Below are 19,854 nucleotides of genomic sequence, written 5' to 3'. Positions count from 1 at the left end.
GGGCGGCGGTTCCGACCGACGCACCGCTCAGATGGGTGTTCTGCCTGTTCAGCCGGGTTTGACCCGACCCGGCCCCAGGTCCGTCACCCAGGAGCTGACCCATCAGCTCTTCGACCGTGCCGATCGCGAGCGGATCCACACGGGCTGGCGGGGACTCCTCGCCGGCAAGCTCTTTTCGTACCTTCCGGACCAGACCGCGGACGAACGGATGGCGGTTTCCTACGACCGCCTGCGGCTGGTCAACAGCACGGTCGACGATCCGGCGGCACTGACGCACGACGCCCGCCTGCTGGCCGGGCTCCACGAGTGGGCCGGGTTCGTCGACGGCGGCCTGTGCACCCTGGCCAGCATCCACTACAACCTGTTCATGGGGAGCCTGCTCGACCACGACCTCTACGGGCGGGACCTGTCCGACTTCACCTCGATGCAGCGCATCGGAACGTTCCTGTGCACCGAGCTGGCCCACGGGAACGACGTCGCCTCACTGCAGACCGTCGCCGTCTTCGACCGGGCGACCGGCGGTTTCATCCTGAACACGCCCCATCCCGGTGCGCGGAAGTTCATGCCCAACACCAGCCTCATCGGTGGCCCGAAGAGCGCCGTGGTGGCCGCGCGGCTCCTGGTGGACGGCGAGGACCAGGGCATCTTCCTGTTCCTGACCCCGCTGAGCGACCGCGACGGACACCTGCCCGGGATCTCCGTCCGCCAACTGCCGCAGCGCACGGGCACGCCGGTCGACCACTGCCTCACCTCGTTCGACCACGTGTGGCTGCCGCGCGAGGCCATGCTGGAGGCCGACCACGGCCGGCTGGACGCGAACGGCACGCTGACCAGTGCCCTGGGCAACCGGCGCAAGCGCTTCCTGCGCTCCGTCAACCGCGTCACCACGGGCAAGCTCTGCATGAGCGCCGGCACCCTGGGCATGGCACGGGCCGCGCTGACCATCGCGGTTCGCTACGCCCACCACCGGCACATCGGCGGCCCGAAGCCCGGCCAGCGCATCCCGCTGGTCAGCCACCGCAGCCACCACGGCCGCCTGCTGAACTCCCTGGCGAACGCCTACGCCATGACCTTCCTGCACCGGTCGGTCATGGACCGCTTCGTCGCGCACGAGGAAGGGGAGCGCGAGGAGGTGGAGCGCCTGGTCGCCGTCGCCAAGGGCTGGATCACGTGGCGGGCCCGGGAGATCACGACGGAGTCCCGCGAACGGTGCGGGGCCCAGGGCCTGTTCCCGGGGAACAGGATCTCGGACCTGCCCGGGAACATCGAGGGCGGGATCACCGCGGAGGGCGACAACCTGGTGATCTGGGTGAAGGCCGCGGCCGAGATGGTCTTCGGGCACCAGGTGGACCGCGGCGGCTCGGACACCCGTCCGGCCGGCGAAGGGGATTTGACGGACCTCCGCTTCCTGCGCGACCTGCTCGCCTCCGTCGAAGGGACCTGGCAGGCACGCGCCCGTACCGCACTGCGCCAGGGGCCCTCGGGGGACCCGGTCGGCCGCTGGAACGAGTCCTCCGGCGCCGCGCTGGAGATGGTCTCCGCCCATGCGGGCCGGCTGGCGGCCGACGCCTTCCTGGAAGCGGCCGGGCGGACGACCGATCCCGCGGCCCGCGAGCTGCTCAAGAACCTGTGCCGGCTGTTCCTGCTCCAGCAGCTGCGCCAGCACACCGGTGACCTGCTCGCGGAGCAGCGGCTGACGGTGCAGCACGTGCTCGGGATGCACCAGACGATCGACGCCGTCCTCACGAAGCTCGCCCCGCACATGATGACGCTGGTGAACGCCTTCGACCTGCCGGACGAGTTCCTCGCCGAGGTGCCCATCGCCAACGCGGACTACCTCGACCACTACCTGGAGGGCGCCACCTCCTGACCCGCCCGCCGCCGCGAGTCGCGCCGCCGACTCGCTGCTCGCGGCGCGCGGTGGGGTCAGCGGAGGGAAGGAGACGGGTCCAAGACCGTGCGCAGGAGGGACAGCACTTCGGAGAAGTGATCGGTGAGGTAGAAGTGGCCGCCCTCGAAGGTGCGCAGGGCGAACGGGCCGGTGGTGTGTGCGGACCAGGCGGCGGCCTCTTCTGCGGTGACCTGGGGGTCGCCGTCGCCGGTGAGCACCGTGACCGGGATGCCCAGCGGGGGACGCGCGGTGTGCCGGTACGTCTCGATGGCCTCGTAGTCGCTGCGTACGGCGGGCAGGATCAGGCTGCGGAGCTCCGGGTCCTCCAGGAACACGGGCTCGACGCCGCCCAGCAACCGCAGTTCGTCCACGACGCCTTCGTCGGTGCGCAGGTGGACGGACTCCTCGCGGTGGGTGGACGGGGCCCGGCGGGCGGAGGCGAACAGGGCCAGGGGGGCGGTTCCCGCGGCCTCCAGCCGGGTGGCGACCTCGTAGCCGAGGAGCGCGCCCATGCTGTGACCGAAGAGGACGAGGGGGCGCTCCGCCCACGGGGAGAGCGCGTCCGCCACCCTGTCGGCGAGTTCGGTCAGGCTGGTGAGGCCGGGTTCCCGGTGCCGGTCCTGCCGGCCGGGGTACTGAACCGCGAGGACGTCCACGTCGGGGGCGAGGGCCTTGGCAACGGGGTGGTAGAAGGCCGCCGAGCCGCCGGCGTGCGGCAGGCAGACCAACTGGACGGGCGCCTCGGGGGCCGGCCGCAGGCGCCGGATCCAGGTGTCGTCGTGGGTCATCCGGATCAGGCCGCCGTCTCGTGGAGCAGGGCGCGGGCCGCGAGGCGGTAGCCGGCGGGGCCGAGGCCCGCGATGAGTCCGGTCGCGAGCGGGGCTATCACGGATTCGTGGCGGAAGGATTCCCGGGCCCAGATATTCGAGATATGCACCTCGATCCACGGATTCGGGTAATTGGCGAGAGCATCGCGCAGGCTCCAGCCCGCAATCATGAGTGCACCGGGGTTGACGATCGCGCCGACCGTGTCATAGCTGTCCTGGATTGCCCGGATGATTTCGCCCTCCGAGTCGGACTGGAATGACTTCACTTTCCAACCGCGCTCCGACACCTCGTCCGCGACGGCCGCCGCTATGTCGTCGAGCGTTTCCGTCCCGTAGATCTCGGGCTCACGCCGGCCGAGTATGCCCAGGTTCGGACCGTTCAGAAGCAGCAGCTCACTCATGTTGTCCCCACAGTGGAAGTCTTGACCACGGCTCGTCTTCGCCGCGGTCAAGCTATAACACCAGGCCCCCGACGGTCCTTAATTCACCCGGCCCGAAGGCTATGACAAGGGGGCTGTAGGGGAGGAAATAGGGGGATGACTAGCGCTGCTCCCACGCAGTAGGTTTTCGCTGCATCGTTTGACCCAAAGGGAGCAGAAAAAAATGAGTCAGCTTTCCCGACCGCGCCCCGAATTTCCCGTGTGGCCCCAATTCGGGGACGAGGAGCGAGAAGGTCTCATCCGCGCCCTGGAACAGGGCCAGTGGTGGCGCATGGGCGGCAGCGAGGTCACCACGTTCGAGAGCGAGTTCGGCGCGTATCACGGCACGGAGTACGCGCTCGCGGTGACGAACGGCACGCACGCCCTGGAGCTCGCCCTCCAGGTGCTGGGTGTCGGCCCGGGCACCGAGGTCATCGTCCCCGGGTTCACCTTCATCTCCTCGTCCCAGGCCGCCCAGCGGCTGGGTGCCGTGGCGGTACCGGTGGACATCGACCCGGACACCTACAACATCGACCCGGCCGCGGCCGCCGCCGCGATCACCTCCCGCACCGCGGCGATCATGCCCGTGCACATGGCCGGCCAGATCGCCGACATGGACGCGCTCGGCAAGCTGTCCGCCGACTCCGGAGTGCCGCTGATCCAGGACGCCGCGCACGGCCACGGCGCCGAGTGGGACGGCAAGAAGGTCGGCGAGCTCGGTTCGGTGGCGGCCTTCAGCTTCCAGAACGGCAAGCTGATGACCGCCGGCGAGGGCGGCCTGGTCACCTTCAACAACGCCGAGCAGTTCGAGGCCGCGTTCCTGCGGCACAGCTGCGGACGCCCCCACAGCGATCGCTACTACTTCCACAAGACCTCGGGCTCCAACTTCCGGATGAACGAGTTCTCCGCCGGGGTGCTGCGCGCCCAGCTCGCGCGCCTGGGCGGGCAGATCGACACCCGCGAGCGCAACTGGCCGGTGCTCTCGCAGCTGCTGTCCGAGATCCCGGGCGTCAAGCCCCAGGTCATCGACGCGCGCGTCACCCGCAACCCGCACTACATGGCGATGTTCCGGCTTCCCGGCTTCTCCGCCGAGCGCCGCAACCAGGTCGTCGACGCCCTCATCGAGCGCGGGCTGCCGGCCTTCGCCGCGTTCCGCGCGATCTACCGCTCGGACGGTTTCTGGGAGACCGGCGCCCCGGGCGAGACCGTCGACCAGATCGCGGCCCGCTGCCCCAACACCGAGGCCGTGTACGCGGACGCCATCTGGCTGCACCACCGGACCCTGCTGGGCACCCAGGAGCAGATGAGCGAGATCGCGGACATCATCTCCGACACCCTGGCCGCACTGTGACCTCCCCGGTCCGGGTGGCCGTGGTGGGCCTGGGCTGGGCGGGCCGGTCGATCTGGCTGTCCCGCCTGGCCGCCCACCCCGGCTACACGGTGGCCGCGGTGGTGGACCCCTCCCCCGTCGCGCAGGAGACCGCCGCGGCCATCGGCCCCGGCGTACTGGCCCTGGCCGACGTCGACGAGCTGGACCGGGACCTGGTCGACCTGGCCGTGGTCGCCGTACCGAACCATCTGCACAGCACGGTCGCGTGCAGGCTGCTGCGCCGGGGCGTGCCGGTCTTCCTGGAGAAGCCGGTGTGCCTCAACTCCGACGAGGCGCGGGAGCTGGCGGCCGCCGAGCTCGAGGGTGGCGCGCTGCTGCTGGCCGGCAGCGCGGCGCGCTACCGCGCGGACGTGACGGCCCTGCGGGAGACGGCGGAGCGCGAGGTCGGCCGGATCCGGCACATCGACATCGCGTGGGTGCGGTCCAAGGGCGTTCCCGACGCGGGCGGCTGGTTCACCCAGAGCAGCCTCTCCGGCGGCGGCGCGCTGGTCGACCTGGGGTGGCACCTGCTGGACACGGTCTCACCGCTGATCGGCCCGGTGGCGTACGAGCACGCCGTCGGGACCGTCTCCGGCGACTTCATCGAGGCCGCCACGCACGGTACGACGTGGCGGCACGACGCGCCGGACCCGCGGTCCGGCGGCAGCGCCGACGTCGAGGACACCGCGCGCGGCTTCCTGGTCACGACGAGCGGCATCTCGGTTGCTCTGCGCGCCAGTTGGGCTTCGCACGAAGCACTGGACCAGACGGTGGTCACCGTGGACGGCAGCAGGGGTACGGCGTCCCTGAGGTGCACCTTCGGGTTCAGCCCGAACCGTGCGGGCGGGTCCGAGCTGACCTTGACCCGGGCCGGGCACACCGTGCCGGTCGCCTTCGACGCGGAACCGATCGGGGCGGAGTACGACCGCCAGCTCGACGCCATTCCCGCTCTGCTCGCGGATCCGTCCGCCCGGGGCAGAGCGGTCGAGGACACCCGGCGCACCATCGCCGTCATCGAGCGCATCTACAGATCCGCGCGCCCGCTCCGCACCTCGGAGCGCGCGGCGGCCGGCGCGGGCGTCTGAACGCGCCCCGGGTCCTCGTACTTCTGCGCAGGACCGCTTCGAACCACACACAGAGTCTTCTGGGAGATCCCCGTGAACACTGATACAGCCGGTATCGCCGGCGGTCCCGCGCCGCGCAACGCCGCGTTCCGGCATCACAAGAACGTGGTCGTCTTCGATCTCGACGGCGTGATCGTGGACAGCTTCCCCGTCATGCGGGAGGCGTTCTCGATCGCGTACGCCGAGGTCGTGGGCGGCGGCAAAGCACCGTTCGAGGAGTACGAGCGCCACCTCGGGCGATATTTTCCCGACATCATGAAGATCATGGGGCTGCCGCTCGCGATGGAGGGCCCCTTCGTCCGCGAGAGCTATCGGCTGGCCGGCCGGGTCCCGCTGTTCGACGGGGTCGTCCCGGTCCTCGAGGAACTGCGCGAGCGCGGGTTCCGTACCGCGATCGCGACCGGCAAGGCCGGTGACCGGGCCCGGCACCTGCTGAGCATGCTGGGCGTGATCCACCTGTTCGACCACGTCATCGGTTCCGACGAGGTCGAACACGCCAAGCCCGCACCCGACATCGTGCTCCACGCCCTCGACCTGCTCGGCGCACGCGCCGAGAACGCCCTGATGGTGGGTGACGCGGTGACCGACATAGCAGCGGCGCACGGCGCGGGCGTGACCGCGGTGGCGGCCCTGTGGGGCGAGTCGGACGCCGCGGAACTCATCGCCTCGGCCCCGGACGCGGTTCTCGGCCACCCGGACGAACTCCTGGAGCTCTGCCCGGCCGTGACCAGCGCCCGCAGCGTGAGCGTCTGATCCCTCGCCCTCCCCCGCCGCGGCACCTGGTCCCCCCACCACCCCCTGCCCGGTGCCGCCGTCCCCGAGTCCCCCACAGGCCCGGTCCGCGCTCCCTCCGCGGTCCGGGCCTGTGGCGTGGGAGTGGCCGGCCGATTCCCGGCCGGTGGCACGCTCGACCGGATAGTTGCCTGGCGCCCGTAGACCGGGCAACCATCTCTGGGGGACTCATCCATGCTTGTGGAACGCGAGGAACATCTCGGGCGTCTACGTCAGATCACGGAGGCCGCGCTGGCCGGGAAGGGCCGGATGGTCCTTCTGGAAAGCCCGTCCGGCGCGGGCAAGACGGAGCTCCTGCACGTCTTCGCCGACCGGGCCGAGGCCGTCGGTTTCCGGGTGCTGCACGCCATCTGCTCCCGCTCCGAAGAGAATCTCGCATTCGGTGCCCTGAACCAGCTCTTCCGCTACGCCGGGCTGCCCGCGGGCGGCCCGGAGCTGCCGGCGGCCGGTTCCGGACACCTGGAGACCCGGTCCATGGACGACCTGTGCGCCGCACTGTTGGACCGGGCCGCCGAGGAGCCGCTGCTGCTCGCCGTCGACGACGCGCAGCACATCGATGCCGATTCCCTGCGCGTCCTGCTGCACCTCTCCCGCCGGCTGCGGTCGGCCCGGGTGGTCGTCCTGCTGGTCGACAACTGCGACTTCCCGTCGGCGAACCTGCCCCTGCGGGCCGAACTGCTGCGCCAGCCCCACCTCTCCCGGATCAGGATCGCCCCGCTCAGCGAGGCCGGGGTCACCGAGTTCCTCACCGAACGGCTGGGAGCCGAGACGGCCCGCCGCCTGGCCGGCGAGCTGCACGCCGCCACCGGTGGCAGCCCGTTGCTGCTCGGCGCCCTCGCCGACGACTGGGCCGGCCCCGACGGCGGACCGGACGCCTCGCGCAGCTACGGGCTCGCCCTGCTGAGCTGCCTGCACCGCGGCGACCCCGGCACCCTCGCTCTGGCCCGCGCCCTGGCCGTACTGGACACGGACACCACCGAGAGCGGCCTCGCCGCGCTCTCCGGCACCGATGTCACGGCCGTGTCGCGCGCGATGGCGGCCGCCGGACTGCTCGCCGAGGACGGCGGTTTCCGCCACCCGGGTGCACGCCAGGCCGTCCTGGACGACCTCGCGCCGCGCGAGCACTCCTCGCTGCACGGCCGTGCGGCCCGCCTGCTCTACGACGCGGGCGCGGAGCCGGTACGGGTGGCCCGCCATCTTCGGGCCGTGGGACGGGCCGACGGCCCGTGGGCGGTGCAGACCCTGGTGGAGGCCGCCGAGCACGAGCTGCTCGCCGACCATCCGGAGGACGCCGCCGCCTGCCTGGAGCTGGCCGAGCGGTCCAGCGGGGACCTGACCGAGCGCGCCGAGGTGCTCGCCCGGCTCGCCCACACCGACTTCCAGTCCGATCCGGGCGCGGCCGCCCGGCACCTCGGCCCCCTGGTCACCGCGGACCGCGCGGGCCATCTGAAGTTCCGCGAATCGGCCCTCCTTGTCCGGCTGTTGCTCTGGAACGGCCGCACCGAGGAGGCTTCGTCGGTACTGGACCGCATGCGGGACGCTTCCGCGGACCCGGTGAGAGCCCCCGGTTCCGAGCTGGCCGATCTCGAACAGTGGCTGTCCTGGGCCCATCCGCCGCTCGCCCGCCCCGTGGGCACCGCGGGTGCGGGCTCCCGCCGTCCCGGTACGGCGGGCGGCGGCGGCACGATCGTGGCGCTGCGCAGCGAGCCGTGGCTGGGCCGGGCCGCGGCCCTCGCCGACCAGCTGGCGCGGGAGCGGCCGGGCGCGGCCGACCGGGCCGAGCAGGTGCTGTGGGACCTCCAGTTGAGCCGTACCGCGTGCTGGACCGGCGAGTCCGCGATGCTCGCGGCGCTGACCCTGCTGCACTTCGACCGGGCCGACCTCGCCGCGGACTGGTGCGAGCGGCTGATGAGCGATGCCGCGGACCGCTCCGCCCCGACCTGGCAGGCCGTCTTCACGGCCGTACGGGCCGAGGTGGCGGTGCGCCAGGGTGACTTGGAGTCGGCCGTGGAGCGGGCCGGCGCCGCACTCGCGCTGCTGCCCGCCAAGTCCTGGGGCGTGGCCATCGGAATGCCGCTCGCCACCCTCGTCGTCGCGACGACGCGGATGGGCCAGTACGAGGAGGCCTCCCGCTGGCTGTCCCAGCCCGTGCCGGCGGCGATGTACCAGAGCTGGTTCGGCCTGCCGTTCCTGCAGGCCCGCGGAATCCACCACCTGGCCACGAACCACGTCCACGCGGCGCTCGGGGACTTCCTGTCCTGCGGTGAGCTCCAGCGCAGTTGGGGCATGGACGCGCCCGGCCCGGTGCCGTGGCGCGCCGGTGCGGCGGAGGCCTGCATCAGGCTGGGCAATCCGGACCGGGCCAAGCAACTGGTGCACGAGCAGCTCGCGCGCCCGACCGGCGGCAGCTCCCGTACCCGGGGCATGTCGCTGCGCCTGTACGCCGCGACGTGCCCGCCGGGCCGCGGTCTGCAACTGCTGATCGAGGCGCAGGAGCTGCTGGAGTCGGCGGGCGACCGCTTCGAGCAGGCCAGGGTGCTGGCCGACATGAGCCGGACGTACTACGCGCTCGGTGAGCACCGCAGGGCGCGGATGCTGTCCCGGCAGAGCCTGCACGTGGCGAAGGCCTGCGGGGCGGGGCCGATGGTGCGGGAACTGCTGTCCGGCTCCGAGGTCCAGGACCAGCCGCGGATGGCCGTGGGGCAGGAGCCGCCGCAGGAGTTCTGCGAACTGACCGGATCCGAGCGCCGGGTGGCCTCGCTGGCGGTCATGGGGTACACCAACCGGGAGATCGCCTCGAAGCTGTACGTCACCCCCAGCACGGTGGAGCAGCACCTGACCCGGGTGTACCGGAAGCTGAACATCCAGCGGCGTCAGGACCTGCCCTCGGACCTGTGGCCCAACGCCTCCCGGGCGGGCTGAGTCACCGCGTGCACGTGCCGAGGTCCCGACGCCGAGCGGCGTCGGGACCTCGGCACGTGGAGCGCGGACTGCGGAGCGGACACCGGAGCCGGGCCCAGGCCGGCTCCGGTACCCCGGGCCGGGCACCGGAGCCGGCGAACACGAAGAGGGCCGCCCGGCCCGCGGTGGCTTTCGCCGTTCCGCGGGCCGGGCGGCCCTTTCCCGCTGCAGACGTGCACGTGTCCGGCACGGGCCAACGGGGGAGTGTGCCCCGTGCCGGACACGTGGAACGGGGGAGGTCAGCGCTGGCGCGCCGCCTCGATGTCGATCTGGATCTTGATCTTGTCGCCGATGCCGGCGCCGGCCGGGCCGCCGTGCACGCCGAAGGCCTTGCGGCTGATCTCGACGCTCGCGGAGTAGCCGGCGAGCTTGATGCCCTCGTAGCCCTCGGCGAAGCCGTTGGGCTCCAGCTTGAGGGTCACCGGCTGGGTGACGCCGCGCAGGCTGAGTTCGCCGTCGACGAGGAACTCGCCGGACTCGACGCGGATGCCGGTGGAGCGGTAGGTGAGCTGGGGGAACTCCTGGACGTGCAGGAACTCCTCGCCCTTCAGGTGCCCGTCGCGCATCTCGTGGTCGGTGCTGACCGAGCCGGCCTCGATCGTCACGGAGACCGTCGAGTCGAGCGGGTTCTCGGCCGTCACGATCTGGCCCGTGAAGGAGTTGAAGCGGCCTCGGACGTTGGAGATGCCCAGGTGCCGTACCGAGAAGGCGACGGCGGAGTGGCCGGGGTCGATGTCCCAGGTGCCGGTGAGGTAGCCGGGGAGCTGAAGTTCCTGCGTGGTCATGATGCTTCCTCGGGGAGAGTGGGCGGCGTAAGGCGGGGGCGAAGGGGTCAGGCGGACTTGGCGTTGCGGCGCAGGCCGAGGATGACCACGAGGCCGACGGTCAGGTGCGTGAGCGCCAGGATGACCTTCGTACCGCTGGTGGTCTCCACGCCGAAGGGCAGGCCCAAGGAGACGACGAGCACCACGGAGGCGACGATGGTCCAGATCTTCTTGGACTTGGCCGGGGCGAACTTCTCCAGCAGGGCCAGCAGGGCCCAGCCGAGCAGGGCGGCGCCCGCGGCGAAGCCGATGACGTTGCCGATGGTGAGGTCGACCGCTCCCTTGCCGTCGTTCTGGTCCACGGTGAGGGCGACGTCAGCGGCCTTGCCGATGAAGAAGAGGACGGCGGCGCCGACCGCTGCCCCGACGACGGTCAGGAGCCGGGGGCGCCAGAGGGGGGTGGTGGAGGTGGCGGCGGTACCGGCGAAGCGGGTGTCCGTGGTCACGGGAGCTCCTTGGGGAAGGTGCTCCGGGCCGGCGCTGCGCCGGCCCGGAGGGGGAAGGGAAGAGACGGAAGTACGGGGAGTACGGGGAGTACGCGTGGTCTGAGGTACCGGCCCGTCAGGAGGCCACGGCCTCGGGTTCGTGCTGGGGCGGGCCGGAAGGGGCTCCTTCGCCCATCGGCATCGGCTGTGCGGCCGGAAGGACGAACCAGCCGACCGCCGCGGCCACCAGGACCAGGCCGGCGGCGATGCCGAAGACGAGCTGGAAGCCGCCGGTCGCCGCCGAGGCGGCGCTTTCGCCGTCGGCGAGGGCACCAGCGGCGTAAGAGGCGGCGATCGCCGTCATGGCCGCGATGCCGAGGGAGTCGCCGATCATGCCGGAGGTACCGGAGAGACCGGAGGCGGCACCCGCGTCCCGCGGGTCCTGCACGGACATCGACAGCATCATCACCGCCGGCATGGCCAGGCCGCCGGAGAAGCCGAGGACCAGCATCACGGGCAGCAGGTCCAGCACGTACGTGGGGTCTTCGGGGACGCGTGCGGCCAGCAGCAGGGCGGCCGCCACTCCGAGCAGGCTCACGACCAGGACGTTGCGGGCACCGAAGCGCATGTTCAGCCGCTGGGACAGGGCGAGCGAGGAGAATCCGCCGATGAGGGCCAGCGGCACGAAGGCGAAGCTGGTGACCAGCACCGAGTAGCCGACGACCTGCTGGAGGTAGAGCGCGATCATGATGTTGAAGGAGATCGTCGCCGCGACCAGCAGCAGGTGGATCAGGTTGGCGCCCGACAGGTTGCGGGAGCGGAAGAGGGACAGCGGCAGCAGCGGCACCTTGGCCGTGGCCTGGCGTACGACGAAGGCCACGAGCAGCACGATCGCGCCGAGGCCGAAGCCGAGCGTGTGGGCGGAGCCCCAGCCGTTCTCGGAGCCCGTGGCAAGGGTGTAGACGCCCAGCATCATGCCGGTGGTCACCAGGGCCGCGCCCAGGAGGTCGACGCCGGAGCCCAGGCCCGGGCCCTTGTCGTCGGGGATCAGGCGTGCGGCGAGCACCGCCGCGGCCGCGCCGATCGGGACGTTGACGTAGAAGACCCAGTGCCAGCTCGCCCCGTGGGTGAGCAGGCCGCTGATCAGGATGCCGATGGAGGCACCGCCCGCGGCGGCGAAGCCGATGGCGCCCATGGCCTTGCCCATTTGCCGCGGGTCGTCCCGGAAGATCATGAAGACGATCCCCATGACCACGGCGTAGGCCATGGCCGCGCCGGCGCCCTGCACGAAGCGCATCGCGATCAGCATCTCCTGCGTCCCGGACAGGCCGCAGGCCGCCGAGGCGAGGGTGAAGAGGCTGACACCGCTGATGAACAGGCGCTTGCGGCCGATGAGGTCACCGAGCCGGCCCGACAGGAGCAGCAGGCCGCCGAAGCCGACGGTGTAGGCGTTGGTGACCCAGGCCAGGTGGGCCTGGTCGAACCCCAGGTCGCTCTGGATGGAGCGCAGCGCCACGGTCACGATGCTGATGTCGACCACGATCATCAGCTGCATGGAACAGAGCACCGAGAACGCGAGCCAGCGCGCTCTGGGGGACTCGAGGACGGGCACGGACATGGGGTTCGCCTCCTGGGCTCAAGCACTTGATAGGACCGTACCGCATAGTTCCGTTCTTCACTATCAGATTCAGAATCTTAAGTTTCGAGACTGGACGCTACAGATAGTTCCGGTCGGAAATGTTCTGGTACGGAAGTAGATTGGTTACACTCGACCCATGAAGACGACCACCACGCCCACCACGGACCTCAGCTTCCTGCTCTCCTGGGCCAGCCATTCACTGGCGACCGAGATGACGGCGAACCTCGCTGAAGTAGGGGTGACGCCGCGCGCGCACTGCGTGTTGCACCAGGCTCTGGAGGGAGAGTTCACCCAGAGCCAGATCGCGGACGCGATCGGCCTGGACAAGACCACCATGGTGGTGATCACCGACAAGCTGGAGAAGGAGGGCCTCGCGGAACGCACGCCCTCCCCGGTGGACCGGCGGGCCAGGATCATCGGGGTCACCGAGAAGGGCCGGGCCCTGGTCGCCCAGTCCGACGAGATCGTCGAACGGACGCACGAGAGCGTGCTCTCCGCGCTGCCCGAGGGGCTGCGGGAGTCGTTCGTGGAGGCCCTGACCCTGCTCGTGGAGGGGCGGCTGGCGACCTTCGTGCAGTGCGCGCAGCCGCCGCGCCGTCGCTCGGCCTCCTAGACCGAGCGACGGCCGGTGCTCACTGCGCCGGCGTGGCGGTGCCCCACTCCACGGGCAGCTTGTGCACGCCGTAGAACGCCATCCGGTCGCGCATCGGCACCTCGTCCGCGGCCACGGCGAGCCGCAGGTCGGGGAAGCGCCGGAACAGCGCCGGGTAGGCGATGCGCATCTGCACGCGCGCCAGCTCGGCGCCCAGGCACTGGTGCAGGCCGTGGCCCAGCGACACGTGGGCGCGCGCGCCCGGGCGCTTGAAGTCGAGCACGTCGGGCTGCTCGAAGCGCTCCGGGTCACGGTTGGCCGAGGGCAGGTTCAGCGTGACCGTCTCGCCCTCCTTGATGAGGACGCCCTCCAGCTCTATGTCCTCCAGCGCCGTGCGGGTGGGGCCGATGTGGATGATGGTCAGGAACCGCAGCAGCTCCTCGACCGCGTTGTCGATCAGGCCCGGGTCGGCGAGCAGGGCGTCGAGCTGGTCCGGGTGGTCGAGCAGGGCGAAGGTGCCCAGGCCCAGCATGTTGCCGGTGAGACCGTGACCGGCGAAGAGCAGGCTCAGTCCGATCGTGGTCAGTTCCTCGTCGGTCAGGTCGCTGCCGGACGCCAGGTTCCCGAGCAGGTCGTCCGTGGGCTCGGCCCGCTTGGCCAGCACCAGCTCGTGCACGAACTCGCGGAAGAGGCCCAGGGCCTCCATCGTCTGCTCGGGCGTCGAGTCCATGTTGACCATGACCAGGGCCCGCTGCTGGAACTGCGCGCGGTCCTCGTACGGGACACCGAGCAGCTCGCAGATCACCAGCGACGGGATCGCCAGCGAGAAGGCCTGGACGAAGTCGACCGGCGGGCCGGCCTGCTCCATCGCGTCGAGGTGGTCCTCGACCATCCGCTCGATCCGCGGGGTGAGCTTGGCCAGCTTGCGCGCGGTGAACTCGCCCTGGAGCAGCTTGCGATAGCGGGTGTGCTCCGGAGCGTCCATCTCGGGGAAGGAACCCGGCTCGGCCGGGGCCATCTTCTCGTTCATGAACGGGTGCGGGATGGGGAAGTGCTGCAGTTCCCGCCGGGAACTGAAGCGGGGGTCCGCGAACACCGCGCGCGCCGCGGCATGGCCGGTGACGAGCCACCCCTGGTGTCCGTCCGGGTAGTCGAAACGGCGCACCGGGCTCTGCTCGCGCAGCTCCTTGAGATCGTCCGCCGGGTCGAAGCGGCTGGTACGCGTCAGGGGCAGTGCCTGCACAGGGGGCAGCACTTCGGTCATGACAAACTCCTCATGGATCCTCGGTCCTAGTTCCGCGACCCGCCGGAATCGCGAATCTCAACGCTACGGACGGCCGGCTATTGCCCGGGAATCACGCGGTAACCGGAACCCGTGCTCCGGACAGCGCGGCCCGCACCTCGCCGACGAGCGCGTTGGCGTCGGCGCGGCCGGTTGCCGCCCCGTACACGTAGAAGTCGGGCCGGATCAGCACGGTGTCGGCCTTCGCCACGGCGAGGAAGGGCAGGTAGACGTCGTCGACGTCGACCACGTCCGACGCCCCCGCCGCCGCGGGATCCGTACCGCTGGGCAGCACGCGCACCACGTGCGCCCCCAGGTCGGCGAGGAAGCCGGCCTCCGCCTCGTCCAGCAGGCCCGCGGGATCCAGCGAGGTCAGGAGTACGAAGCCCAGTCCGACCACGCTGTCGAACAGGCCCGTCTCCCCCGCCCGTGCCACCGGTGCCTGGGGGGACAGCGCGCCGGCCGGCTTGGCCGGCTTGCCGTTGGCCCCGCGTCGCAGGAAGCCCTTGGTCAGCGGCTGCAGCGGGGAGCGCTGCTGCGGGCCCGCGCCGCCGGCCGCGGCCCGCTCGGCCGCCGCGCGCAGCACCAGGTCCCGGTCGGCAGCCGCCTTCGGATCCGTCTGGCAGATGATCCGGCCGAGGTTGACCGACATCGTGATGGCGTGCTTGACGTGGGTGCGGCGCTCGTCCTGGTAGTCGTCGAGCAGTTCGGTGCCCGCCCGGCCCGCGAGCAGGGCGTCGAGCCGCCAGGCGAGGGCGCCCGCGTCGCGGAAGCCGGACGACATGCCCTGGCCCGCGAACGGGGGCATGATGTGCGCGGCGTCGCCCGCGAGCACCAGACGGCCCCGGTGCCACTGCTCCGCGCAGCCCGCCTTGAAGCTGTAGACGTGATGGCGGCGCAGGGTCGAGTTCTCCGGGCTCACCCCGAAGAGTTCGAGGAGCCGCCACGAGCTCTCTTCGGTGTTGAGCCCCTCGATGGTCTCGCCGGCGGTGCGCATGAACTCGTAGCGCCGGTTTCCGGGTCCGGCCGACACCGAGGTGCGCGGCCGGGCGGGGTCGCAGATCTGCAGGTTGTTCGGGGTGAACTCGCGGCCGTCGTGGTGCACGACGTCGCACACCAGCCAGTCGTGGGAAAAGCCCAGGTCGGAGAAGGCGCTGCCGGTCTCGCCGCGGACGAAGCTGTTCGCGCCGTCGCAGCCGACCACCCAGGACGCGGCGAAGACCCGCTCGCGGCCCTCCCGGTCCACGGCGGTGACCTCGACGGACTCCGGCCGCTGCGCGATCCGGACCACCTCGTGGCCGCGGTGCACGGTGATCTGCTCCAGCCGGGCCCCCCGGGCCTGCAGCTCCTCTTCCAGCAGGGGCTGGTACATGGAGGTGGATTCGGGCCAGCCGGCCAGCTTGCGCTCCGAGCCGTCGATGTGGAGCAGTTGGAGGCCCTCGGCGTTCTGCCAGAGGTATTCGCCCGAGGGTTCGCCTATCTTCCCGATGAGCCCGCCGATGCCGGCCGCGGTCAGGGTGCGGGCGCCCTCCCCGTCGAAGGCCACGGCCCTCGGCATCGGGTAGGCCTGCGGCCAGCGTTCGACCACGGTCACCGTGCGGCCGCGGTCGGCCATGAGCAGCGCGAGGAGCTGGCCCACCGGGCCGTACCCGACGATCAGTACGTCGGCGGTGGCGGCCGCGGTGGCGTTCGGTGTCGTACCGGACATCGTCAGCCACGTCCGTTCAGGACGAGGTCGACGACCTCCTTGAACTGGGCCGGCCGGGCGAGCACGCGCGTCTGCTCGTGCCCGTCCTCCACCCGGACGTAGCGCTTGCCGATGAGGACCATCTGCCCGTTCTCGAAGGCCCGGCTGTGGATGCGGGTGCCCAGGAGCACTTCCTCCAGCGGGAACTTGGAGAGCTCCTCCACCAGGCCCGACCAGTCGCTGATCTCGCGGTACTGGAGCAGGAACTTGTAGAGCGGGCTCCAGTCGCCGCCCTGCGGACGGCGCTGGATGAGCTGGTAGCCCTCGTCCTGGGGAACGATCCGGTAGTCGACCCCGTACTGGGTCTGGACCTCGTGCGTCACCCGCAGCGGCTCCAGGAAGGAGGGGCCGGCGAGGCCCACGTCGACCAGGTACGTCTCCCCGTCGATGAGCACGCAGTTGAAGATGTGCTCCAGGTCCGGGCCGAAGTTGCCGTTCACCTGGAGCACGGCGGCAGCCAGGATGCGGACGTCGTAGCCGAGGTCCGTCAGCAGGCGCCGCATGAGTCCGTTGAGTTCGTAGCAGACCCCGCCACGGGTTCCCTCGACGATCTCGGCGAACTTCTGGTCGTCGTCGATCTCGACGTCGTCGAGGACCTCGACCCCGCGGTTCGCGTCCGCGTTCAGGGTGTTGTCGAAGGGGATGGAGACGAGGTGGCGCTTCTGGATCTGGTGGAGGTTGGCGACGCTCGGCTCGTGGGTGCCGGTGTAGCCGATGCGGTCGAGGTACTTCTGTGCGTCGAACATCAGTCGTGTCCTTCGGGTGTGCGTGTGATCGGGGTGGCGGGGGCCCGCGGGGACGGGGGCGGCTTCCGGGGTCAGGCGGCGTCGGCCGTCAGCAGCTCCAGCAGGTACTCGGCGATGTAGCCCGGCGTCGGGTAGTCGAAGAGCAGCATCGGGTTGAGGGCCAGGCCGGTCGTCTCGACCAGGCGGTTGCGCAGCTCGACCGCGCTCAGGGAGTTGAAGCCCACCTCGAAGAGGGGGCTCTCCTCGTCCAGCTCGTCCTCGAAGGGCTCGTCGGTGTTCTGTTCGGCGCGGGCGGTCTCCGCCTCGGCGACGACCAGGTCGGTGAGCAGGGTGAGCCGCTCCTCCTCGGAGAGGCCTTCGAGGCGGCTCAGCAGCGCCTGCTTGGCGAGCTCGCCCCCGTCGGTGTCCGTGGTCGCGGTCTCGGGGGCGGTGATGGTTTCGGTCATGACGGTTCCGGCCTCCAGCCAGTAGTTGCGGCGCTGGAAGGCGTACGTCGGGAGGTCCACCCGGCGTCCTCCCGGGAAGAGCGCCGTCCAGTCGATGGAAATGCCCCGTGCGAAGAGCCCGCCGAGCGCGCTCACCAGGCTCTGCGCCTCGGGGATGTCGCCCCGCAGGGCGGGGATGAAAGCGGTGGTGTCGGTGTCGCCGGTCAGGCAGCCCGGGCCCATCGCGGAGAGGACCCCGGTGGGCCCGAGCTCCAGGAAGGTGGTGGCGCCGCGGCTCTGGAGCGTGCGCAGGCCGTCCTTGAAGCGGACCGCCTCGCGCACGTGCCGCACCCAGTAGTCGGGCGAGGTCAGTTCTTCGGTGGCCGCGAGGTCACCGGTGAGGTTGGAGACCACAGGGATGGCGGGTGCGTGGTAGGTCAGCCCGGCCGCGACCTCTCGGAACTCCGCGAGCATCGGGTCCATCAGGGGCGAGTGGAAGGCGTGGCTGACCAGCAGCCGCTTCACCCGGCGGCCCAGCAGTGAGAAGTGGGTGCTGACGTCGTCGGCCGCGGCGGCCGTCCCGGAGATCACCACCGAGGTGGGCCCGTTGACGGCGGCGATGGCGACGCCCGGTACCAGGCGCGCGACGACCTCTTCCTCGGTCCCCTGGATCGCGATCATCGCCCCGCCGGCCGGCAGGGCCTGCATCAGACGGCCACGAGCCGCCACAAGGCGCGCCGCATCCGGAAGACTCCACACACCTGCCACATGGGCCGCGACCAACTCTCCGATGGAATGCCCGGCGAGGAAGTGGGGGCGGACCCCCCGGGATTCCGCCAGGCGGTACAGGGCCGTCTCGATCGCGAACAGCGCGGGCTGGGTGAACTCGGTGCGGTTCACCTCGGCCGCGTCCGCGGCCTCGAAGACGACCTCCTTCAGCGGCTTCGCCAGGTGCTTGTCCAGTTCGGCCGCGACCGCGTCGAACGCCTCGGCGAACACCGGGTACGTCTCGTACAGTTCCCTGCCCATGCCCGGGCGCTGGGCGCCCTGGCCCGTGAAGAGGACCGCGAGCCTGCCCTTGGCACGGTTGCCGCGGACGATTCCGGGAGCCGTCGCCGCGGTCGCGCCCTCGGCGATCGCCCGCAGCTGCTGACGGAGGGTTTCCGGGTCTTCGGCGACGACCACGGCGCGCTTGTCGAAGGCGCCGCGGGTCAGTGCGAGGGAGTGGCCGACGTCGTACGGGTCGAGGTCCGCCGGGGCCGAGTCGAGGAAGGCGTCGAGGCGGCCGGCTTGGTCGCGCAGCGCCTCCTCGGTCCTGGCGGAGAGCGGCCAGGCCACCGGGCCGGCGGCGCGCACCGGGGTGGTGCCGTCGGCAACGGGCGCGGGGGCGGACGCGGCCTCTTCGAGGAGCACGTGGGCGTTGGTGCCGCTGATCCCGAAGGAGGAGACGCCGGCACGGCGCGGACGGTCCTCGCGGCGCGGCCACGGGCGGGCCTCGGTGAGCAGCTCGACGGCGCCCGAGGTCCAGTCGACCGCGGGGCTGGGCTGCTCGATGTGGAGGGTCTTGGGGATCTCCTCGTTCTGGAGGGCCATGACCATCTTGATGACGCCGGCGACACCGGCCGCGGCCTGGGCGTGCCCGATGTTGGACTTCAGGGAGCCGAGCCACAGCGGGTCGCGCTCGCCGCGGTTCTGCCCGTAGGTGGCCAGGATGGCCTGGGCCTCGATCGGGTCGCCGAGGACCGTGCCCGTACCGTGCGCCTCGACGGTGTCCACGTCCGCCGTGGTGAGGCGGGCATTGGCCAGTGCCTGGCGGATCACCCGCTCCTGAGACGGACCGTTGGGCGCCGTGAGCCCGTTGGAGGCTCCGTCCTGATTGACGGCGGAGCCACGGACCACCGCGAGCACCGGGTGCCCGTTGCGGCGGGCGTCCGAAAGCCGCTCCAGCAGCAGGACTCCGGCGCCCTCGGCCCAGTTGGTGCCGTCGGCGGAGGAGGAGAAGGCCTTGATGCGGCCGTCGGTGGCGAGGGCGCGCTGGCTGGAGAACCCGACGAACGCGTCGGGGGTGGCCATGACGGCCACGCCTGCGGCCAGCGCCATCGAGCACTCGCCGCCCCGCAGGGCCTGCACGGCCATGTGGAGGGTGACCAGGGAGGAGGAGCAGGCGGTGTCGACGGTCACCGAAGGACCGGTCAGGTCGTAGAGGTAGGAGACCCGCCCCGAGAACACGCTGCCGGACTTGCCGAGGCCCAGGAAGCCGTCGACTCCCTCGGGGAGCTTCTGCACCGCGTTGGCGTAGTCGTGGTACATGAGGCCGGCGAACACGCCGGTGTCGGTGCCGCGGACGGTCTGCGGGTCGATGCCGGCCCGCTCGAAGGCCTCCCAGACCAGCTCCAGGAGGATCCGCTGCTGCGGATCGGTGCCGAGCGCCTCGCGCTCGGAGATGCCGAAGAAGGAGGCGTCGAACTCGCCTGCGCCGTGCAGGAGCCCGGCTTCCTTCACGTAGGTGGTGCCCGGGTTGCCGGGGACCGGGTGGTAGACGTCGTCCAGGTCCCAGCCCCGGTTCGCGGGGAAGGCCGAGACCGCGTCGCGGCCGCCGGACACCAGGTCCCACAGCTCCTCGGGCGAGGCGACCTCGCCGGGCAGCCGGCAGGACATCGCCACGATCGCGATGGGCTCGTTGGCGGCGCCCGTGATGCGCTCGTTCTCCTGGCGCAGCCGCTCGTTCTCGGTGAGGGACGCGCGCAGGGCGGCGACGAGCTTTTCGTCGGAAACAGTCATGATCTTCTCT

15 protein-coding genes are annotated in these 19,854 nt (G+C 71.2%); 6 read left to right on the top strand and 9 right to left on the bottom strand.

Annotation, left to right across the window (positions count from 1 at the left end; all coding sequences use genetic code 11):
- The first annotated feature begins 58 nt into the window (after window positions 1–58).
- Window positions 59–1,870 (top strand): acyl-CoA dehydrogenase, encoded by a 1,812-nt coding sequence (locus OG276_RS39235; RefSeq protein ID WP_323182428.1) that lies wholly within the window; start codon window positions 59–61, stop codon window positions 1,868–1,870.
- A gap of 56 nt (window positions 1,871–1,926) precedes the next feature.
- Here OG276_RS39235 and OG276_RS39230 read toward each other — a convergent pair whose 3' ends face one another.
- Together OG276_RS39230 and OG276_RS39225 are read right to left on the bottom strand one after the other, a co-directional pair.
- Window positions 1,927–2,679 (bottom strand): thioesterase II family protein, encoded by a 753-nt coding sequence (locus tag OG276_RS39230; protein WP_266914357.1) that lies wholly within the window; start codon window positions 2,677–2,679, stop codon window positions 1,927–1,929.
- Between the two features lie 5 nt (window positions 2,680–2,684).
- On the bottom strand, window positions 2,685–3,119 hold the full coding sequence (locus tag OG276_RS39225; RefSeq protein WP_266914355.1) for a type II 3-dehydroquinate dehydratase: 435 nt from the start codon (window positions 3,117–3,119) through the stop codon (window positions 2,685–2,687).
- Window positions 3,120–3,321: 202 nt separating this feature from the next.
- Between OG276_RS39225 and OG276_RS39220 the strand changes: the two genes are divergently transcribed.
- The 4 genes from OG276_RS39220 (at window position 3,322) to OG276_RS39205 (ending at window position 9,344) form a co-directional block, all read left to right on the top strand.
- The gene (locus OG276_RS39220) at window positions 3,322–4,488 is read left to right on the top strand and encodes an aminotransferase class I/II-fold pyridoxal phosphate-dependent enzyme (RefSeq protein WP_266914353.1); all 1,167 of its coding nucleotides are present in this window, start codon (window positions 3,322–3,324) and stop codon (window positions 4,486–4,488) included.
- Window positions 4,485–5,591 (top strand): Gfo/Idh/MocA family protein, encoded by a 1,107-nt coding sequence (locus OG276_RS39215; protein ID WP_266914351.1) that lies wholly within the window; start codon window positions 4,485–4,487, stop codon window positions 5,589–5,591. The genes OG276_RS39220 and OG276_RS39215 overlap by 4 nt, the downstream gene beginning before the upstream one ends.
- Window positions 5,592–5,684: 93 nt before the next feature.
- The gene (locus OG276_RS39210; protein ID WP_266914631.1) at window positions 5,685–6,383 is read left to right on the top strand and encodes an HAD-IA family hydrolase; all 699 of its coding nucleotides are present in this window, start codon (window positions 5,685–5,687) and stop codon (window positions 6,381–6,383) included.
- 213 nt (window positions 6,384–6,596) lie between these two features.
- Window positions 6,597–9,344, top strand: a complete 2,748-nt coding sequence (locus OG276_RS39205; RefSeq protein WP_266914349.1) for a LuxR family transcriptional regulator — start codon at window positions 6,597–6,599, stop codon at window positions 9,342–9,344.
- Between the two features lie 278 nt (window positions 9,345–9,622).
- On the opposite strand, the gene OG276_RS39200 is transcribed toward OG276_RS39205, so the two are convergent.
- The 3 genes from OG276_RS39200 to OG276_RS39190 all read right to left on the bottom strand — a co-directional run bounded on the left by OG276_RS39200 (window position 9,623) and on the right by OG276_RS39190 (window position 12,250).
- Window positions 9,623–10,168 (bottom strand): YceI family protein, encoded by a 546-nt coding sequence (locus OG276_RS39200; protein ID WP_266914347.1) that lies wholly within the window; start codon window positions 10,166–10,168, stop codon window positions 9,623–9,625.
- A gap of 47 nt (window positions 10,169–10,215) precedes the next feature.
- Entirely contained in the window at window positions 10,216–10,653 is a 438-nt protein-coding gene (locus OG276_RS39195; RefSeq protein ID WP_266914345.1) for a DUF6069 family protein, read from the bottom strand.
- A 115-nt stretch (window positions 10,654–10,768) separates the two neighbouring features.
- On the bottom strand, window positions 10,769–12,250 hold the full coding sequence (locus OG276_RS39190) for an MFS transporter (protein WP_266914343.1): 1,482 nt from the start codon (window positions 12,248–12,250) through the stop codon (window positions 10,769–10,771).
- 157 nt (window positions 12,251–12,407) lie between these two features.
- On the opposite strand from OG276_RS39190, the gene OG276_RS39185 reads away from it, so the two are divergent.
- A complete protein-coding gene (locus OG276_RS39185) occupies window positions 12,408–12,884 on the top strand; it encodes a MarR family winged helix-turn-helix transcriptional regulator (RefSeq protein ID WP_266914341.1) in 477 nt (158 codons plus the stop codon).
- Between the two features lie 19 nt (window positions 12,885–12,903).
- On the opposite strand, the gene OG276_RS39180 is transcribed toward OG276_RS39185, so the two are convergent.
- The 4 genes from OG276_RS39180 to OG276_RS39165 all read right to left on the bottom strand — a co-directional run bounded on the left by OG276_RS39180 (window position 12,904) and on the right by OG276_RS39165 (window position 19,844).
- Complete coding sequence (locus tag OG276_RS39180) at window positions 12,904–14,127, bottom strand: cytochrome P450 (RefSeq protein ID WP_266914339.1); 1,224 nt, start codon at window positions 14,125–14,127, stop codon at window positions 12,904–12,906.
- 91 nt (window positions 14,128–14,218) lie between these two features.
- Window positions 14,219–15,853 (bottom strand): bifunctional 3-(3-hydroxy-phenyl)propionate/3-hydroxycinnamic acid hydroxylase, encoded by a 1,635-nt coding sequence (locus OG276_RS39175; RefSeq protein WP_266914337.1) that lies wholly within the window; start codon window positions 15,851–15,853, stop codon window positions 14,219–14,221.
- A 2-nt stretch (window positions 15,854–15,855) separates the two neighbouring features.
- Window positions 15,856–16,638 (bottom strand): arylamine N-acetyltransferase, encoded by a 783-nt coding sequence (locus tag OG276_RS39170; protein ID WP_266914335.1) that lies wholly within the window; start codon window positions 16,636–16,638, stop codon window positions 15,856–15,858.
- Between the two features lie 71 nt (window positions 16,639–16,709).
- Window positions 16,710–19,844, bottom strand: coding sequence for a beta-ketoacyl synthase N-terminal-like domain-containing protein (locus tag OG276_RS39165; RefSeq protein ID WP_266914333.1), 3,135 nt, complete (start codon window positions 19,842–19,844; stop codon window positions 16,710–16,712).
- Window positions 19,845–19,854 lie beyond the last annotated feature (10 nt).

Origin of the sequence: Streptomyces sp. NBC_00086 (genome assembly GCF_026343255.1) — a bacterium.
Taxonomy (GTDB): domain Bacteria; phylum Actinomycetota; class Actinomycetes; order Streptomycetales; family Streptomycetaceae; genus Streptomyces.
Note: the sequence above shows the minus strand (reverse complement) of the source record. Positions and strands in the feature narration are given on the sequence as shown.

Bases quoted from the DNA above. Each gene is read 5' to 3' on its own strand.
- OG276_RS39230 (WP_266914357.1), bottom strand. From the start codon at position 2,679: ATGACCCACGACGACACCTGGATCCGGCGCCTGCGGCCGGCCCCCGAG.
- OG276_RS39225 (WP_266914355.1), bottom strand. From the start codon at position 3,119: ATGAGTGAGCTGCTGCTTCTGAACGGTCCGAACCTGGGCATACTCGGC.
- OG276_RS39220 (WP_266914353.1), top strand. From the start codon at position 3,322: ATGAGTCAGCTTTCCCGACCGCGCCCCGAATTTCCCGTGTGGCCCCAA.
- OG276_RS39205 (WP_266914349.1), top strand. From the start codon at position 6,597: ATGCTTGTGGAACGCGAGGAACATCTCGGGCGTCTACGTCAGATCACG.
- OG276_RS39200 (WP_266914347.1), bottom strand. From the start codon at position 10,168: ATGACCACGCAGGAACTTCAGCTCCCCGGCTACCTCACCGGCACCTGG.
- OG276_RS39190 (WP_266914343.1), bottom strand. From the start codon at position 12,250: ATGTCCGTGCCCGTCCTCGAGTCCCCCAGAGCGCGCTGGCTCGCGTTC.
- OG276_RS39185 (WP_266914341.1), top strand. From the start codon at position 12,408: ATGAAGACGACCACCACGCCCACCACGGACCTCAGCTTCCTGCTCTCC.
- OG276_RS39180 (WP_266914339.1), bottom strand. From the start codon at position 14,127: ATGACCGAAGTGCTGCCCCCTGTGCAGGCACTGCCCCTGACGCGTACC.
- OG276_RS39175 (WP_266914337.1), bottom strand. From the start codon at position 15,853: ATGTCCGGTACGACACCGAACGCCACCGCGGCCGCCACCGCCGACGTA.
- OG276_RS39170 (WP_266914335.1), bottom strand. From the start codon at position 16,638: ATGTTCGACGCACAGAAGTACCTCGACCGCATCGGCTACACCGGCACC.
- OG276_RS39165 (WP_266914333.1), bottom strand. From the start codon at position 19,844: ATGACTGTTTCCGACGAAAAGCTCGTCGCCGCCCTGCGCGCGTCCCTC.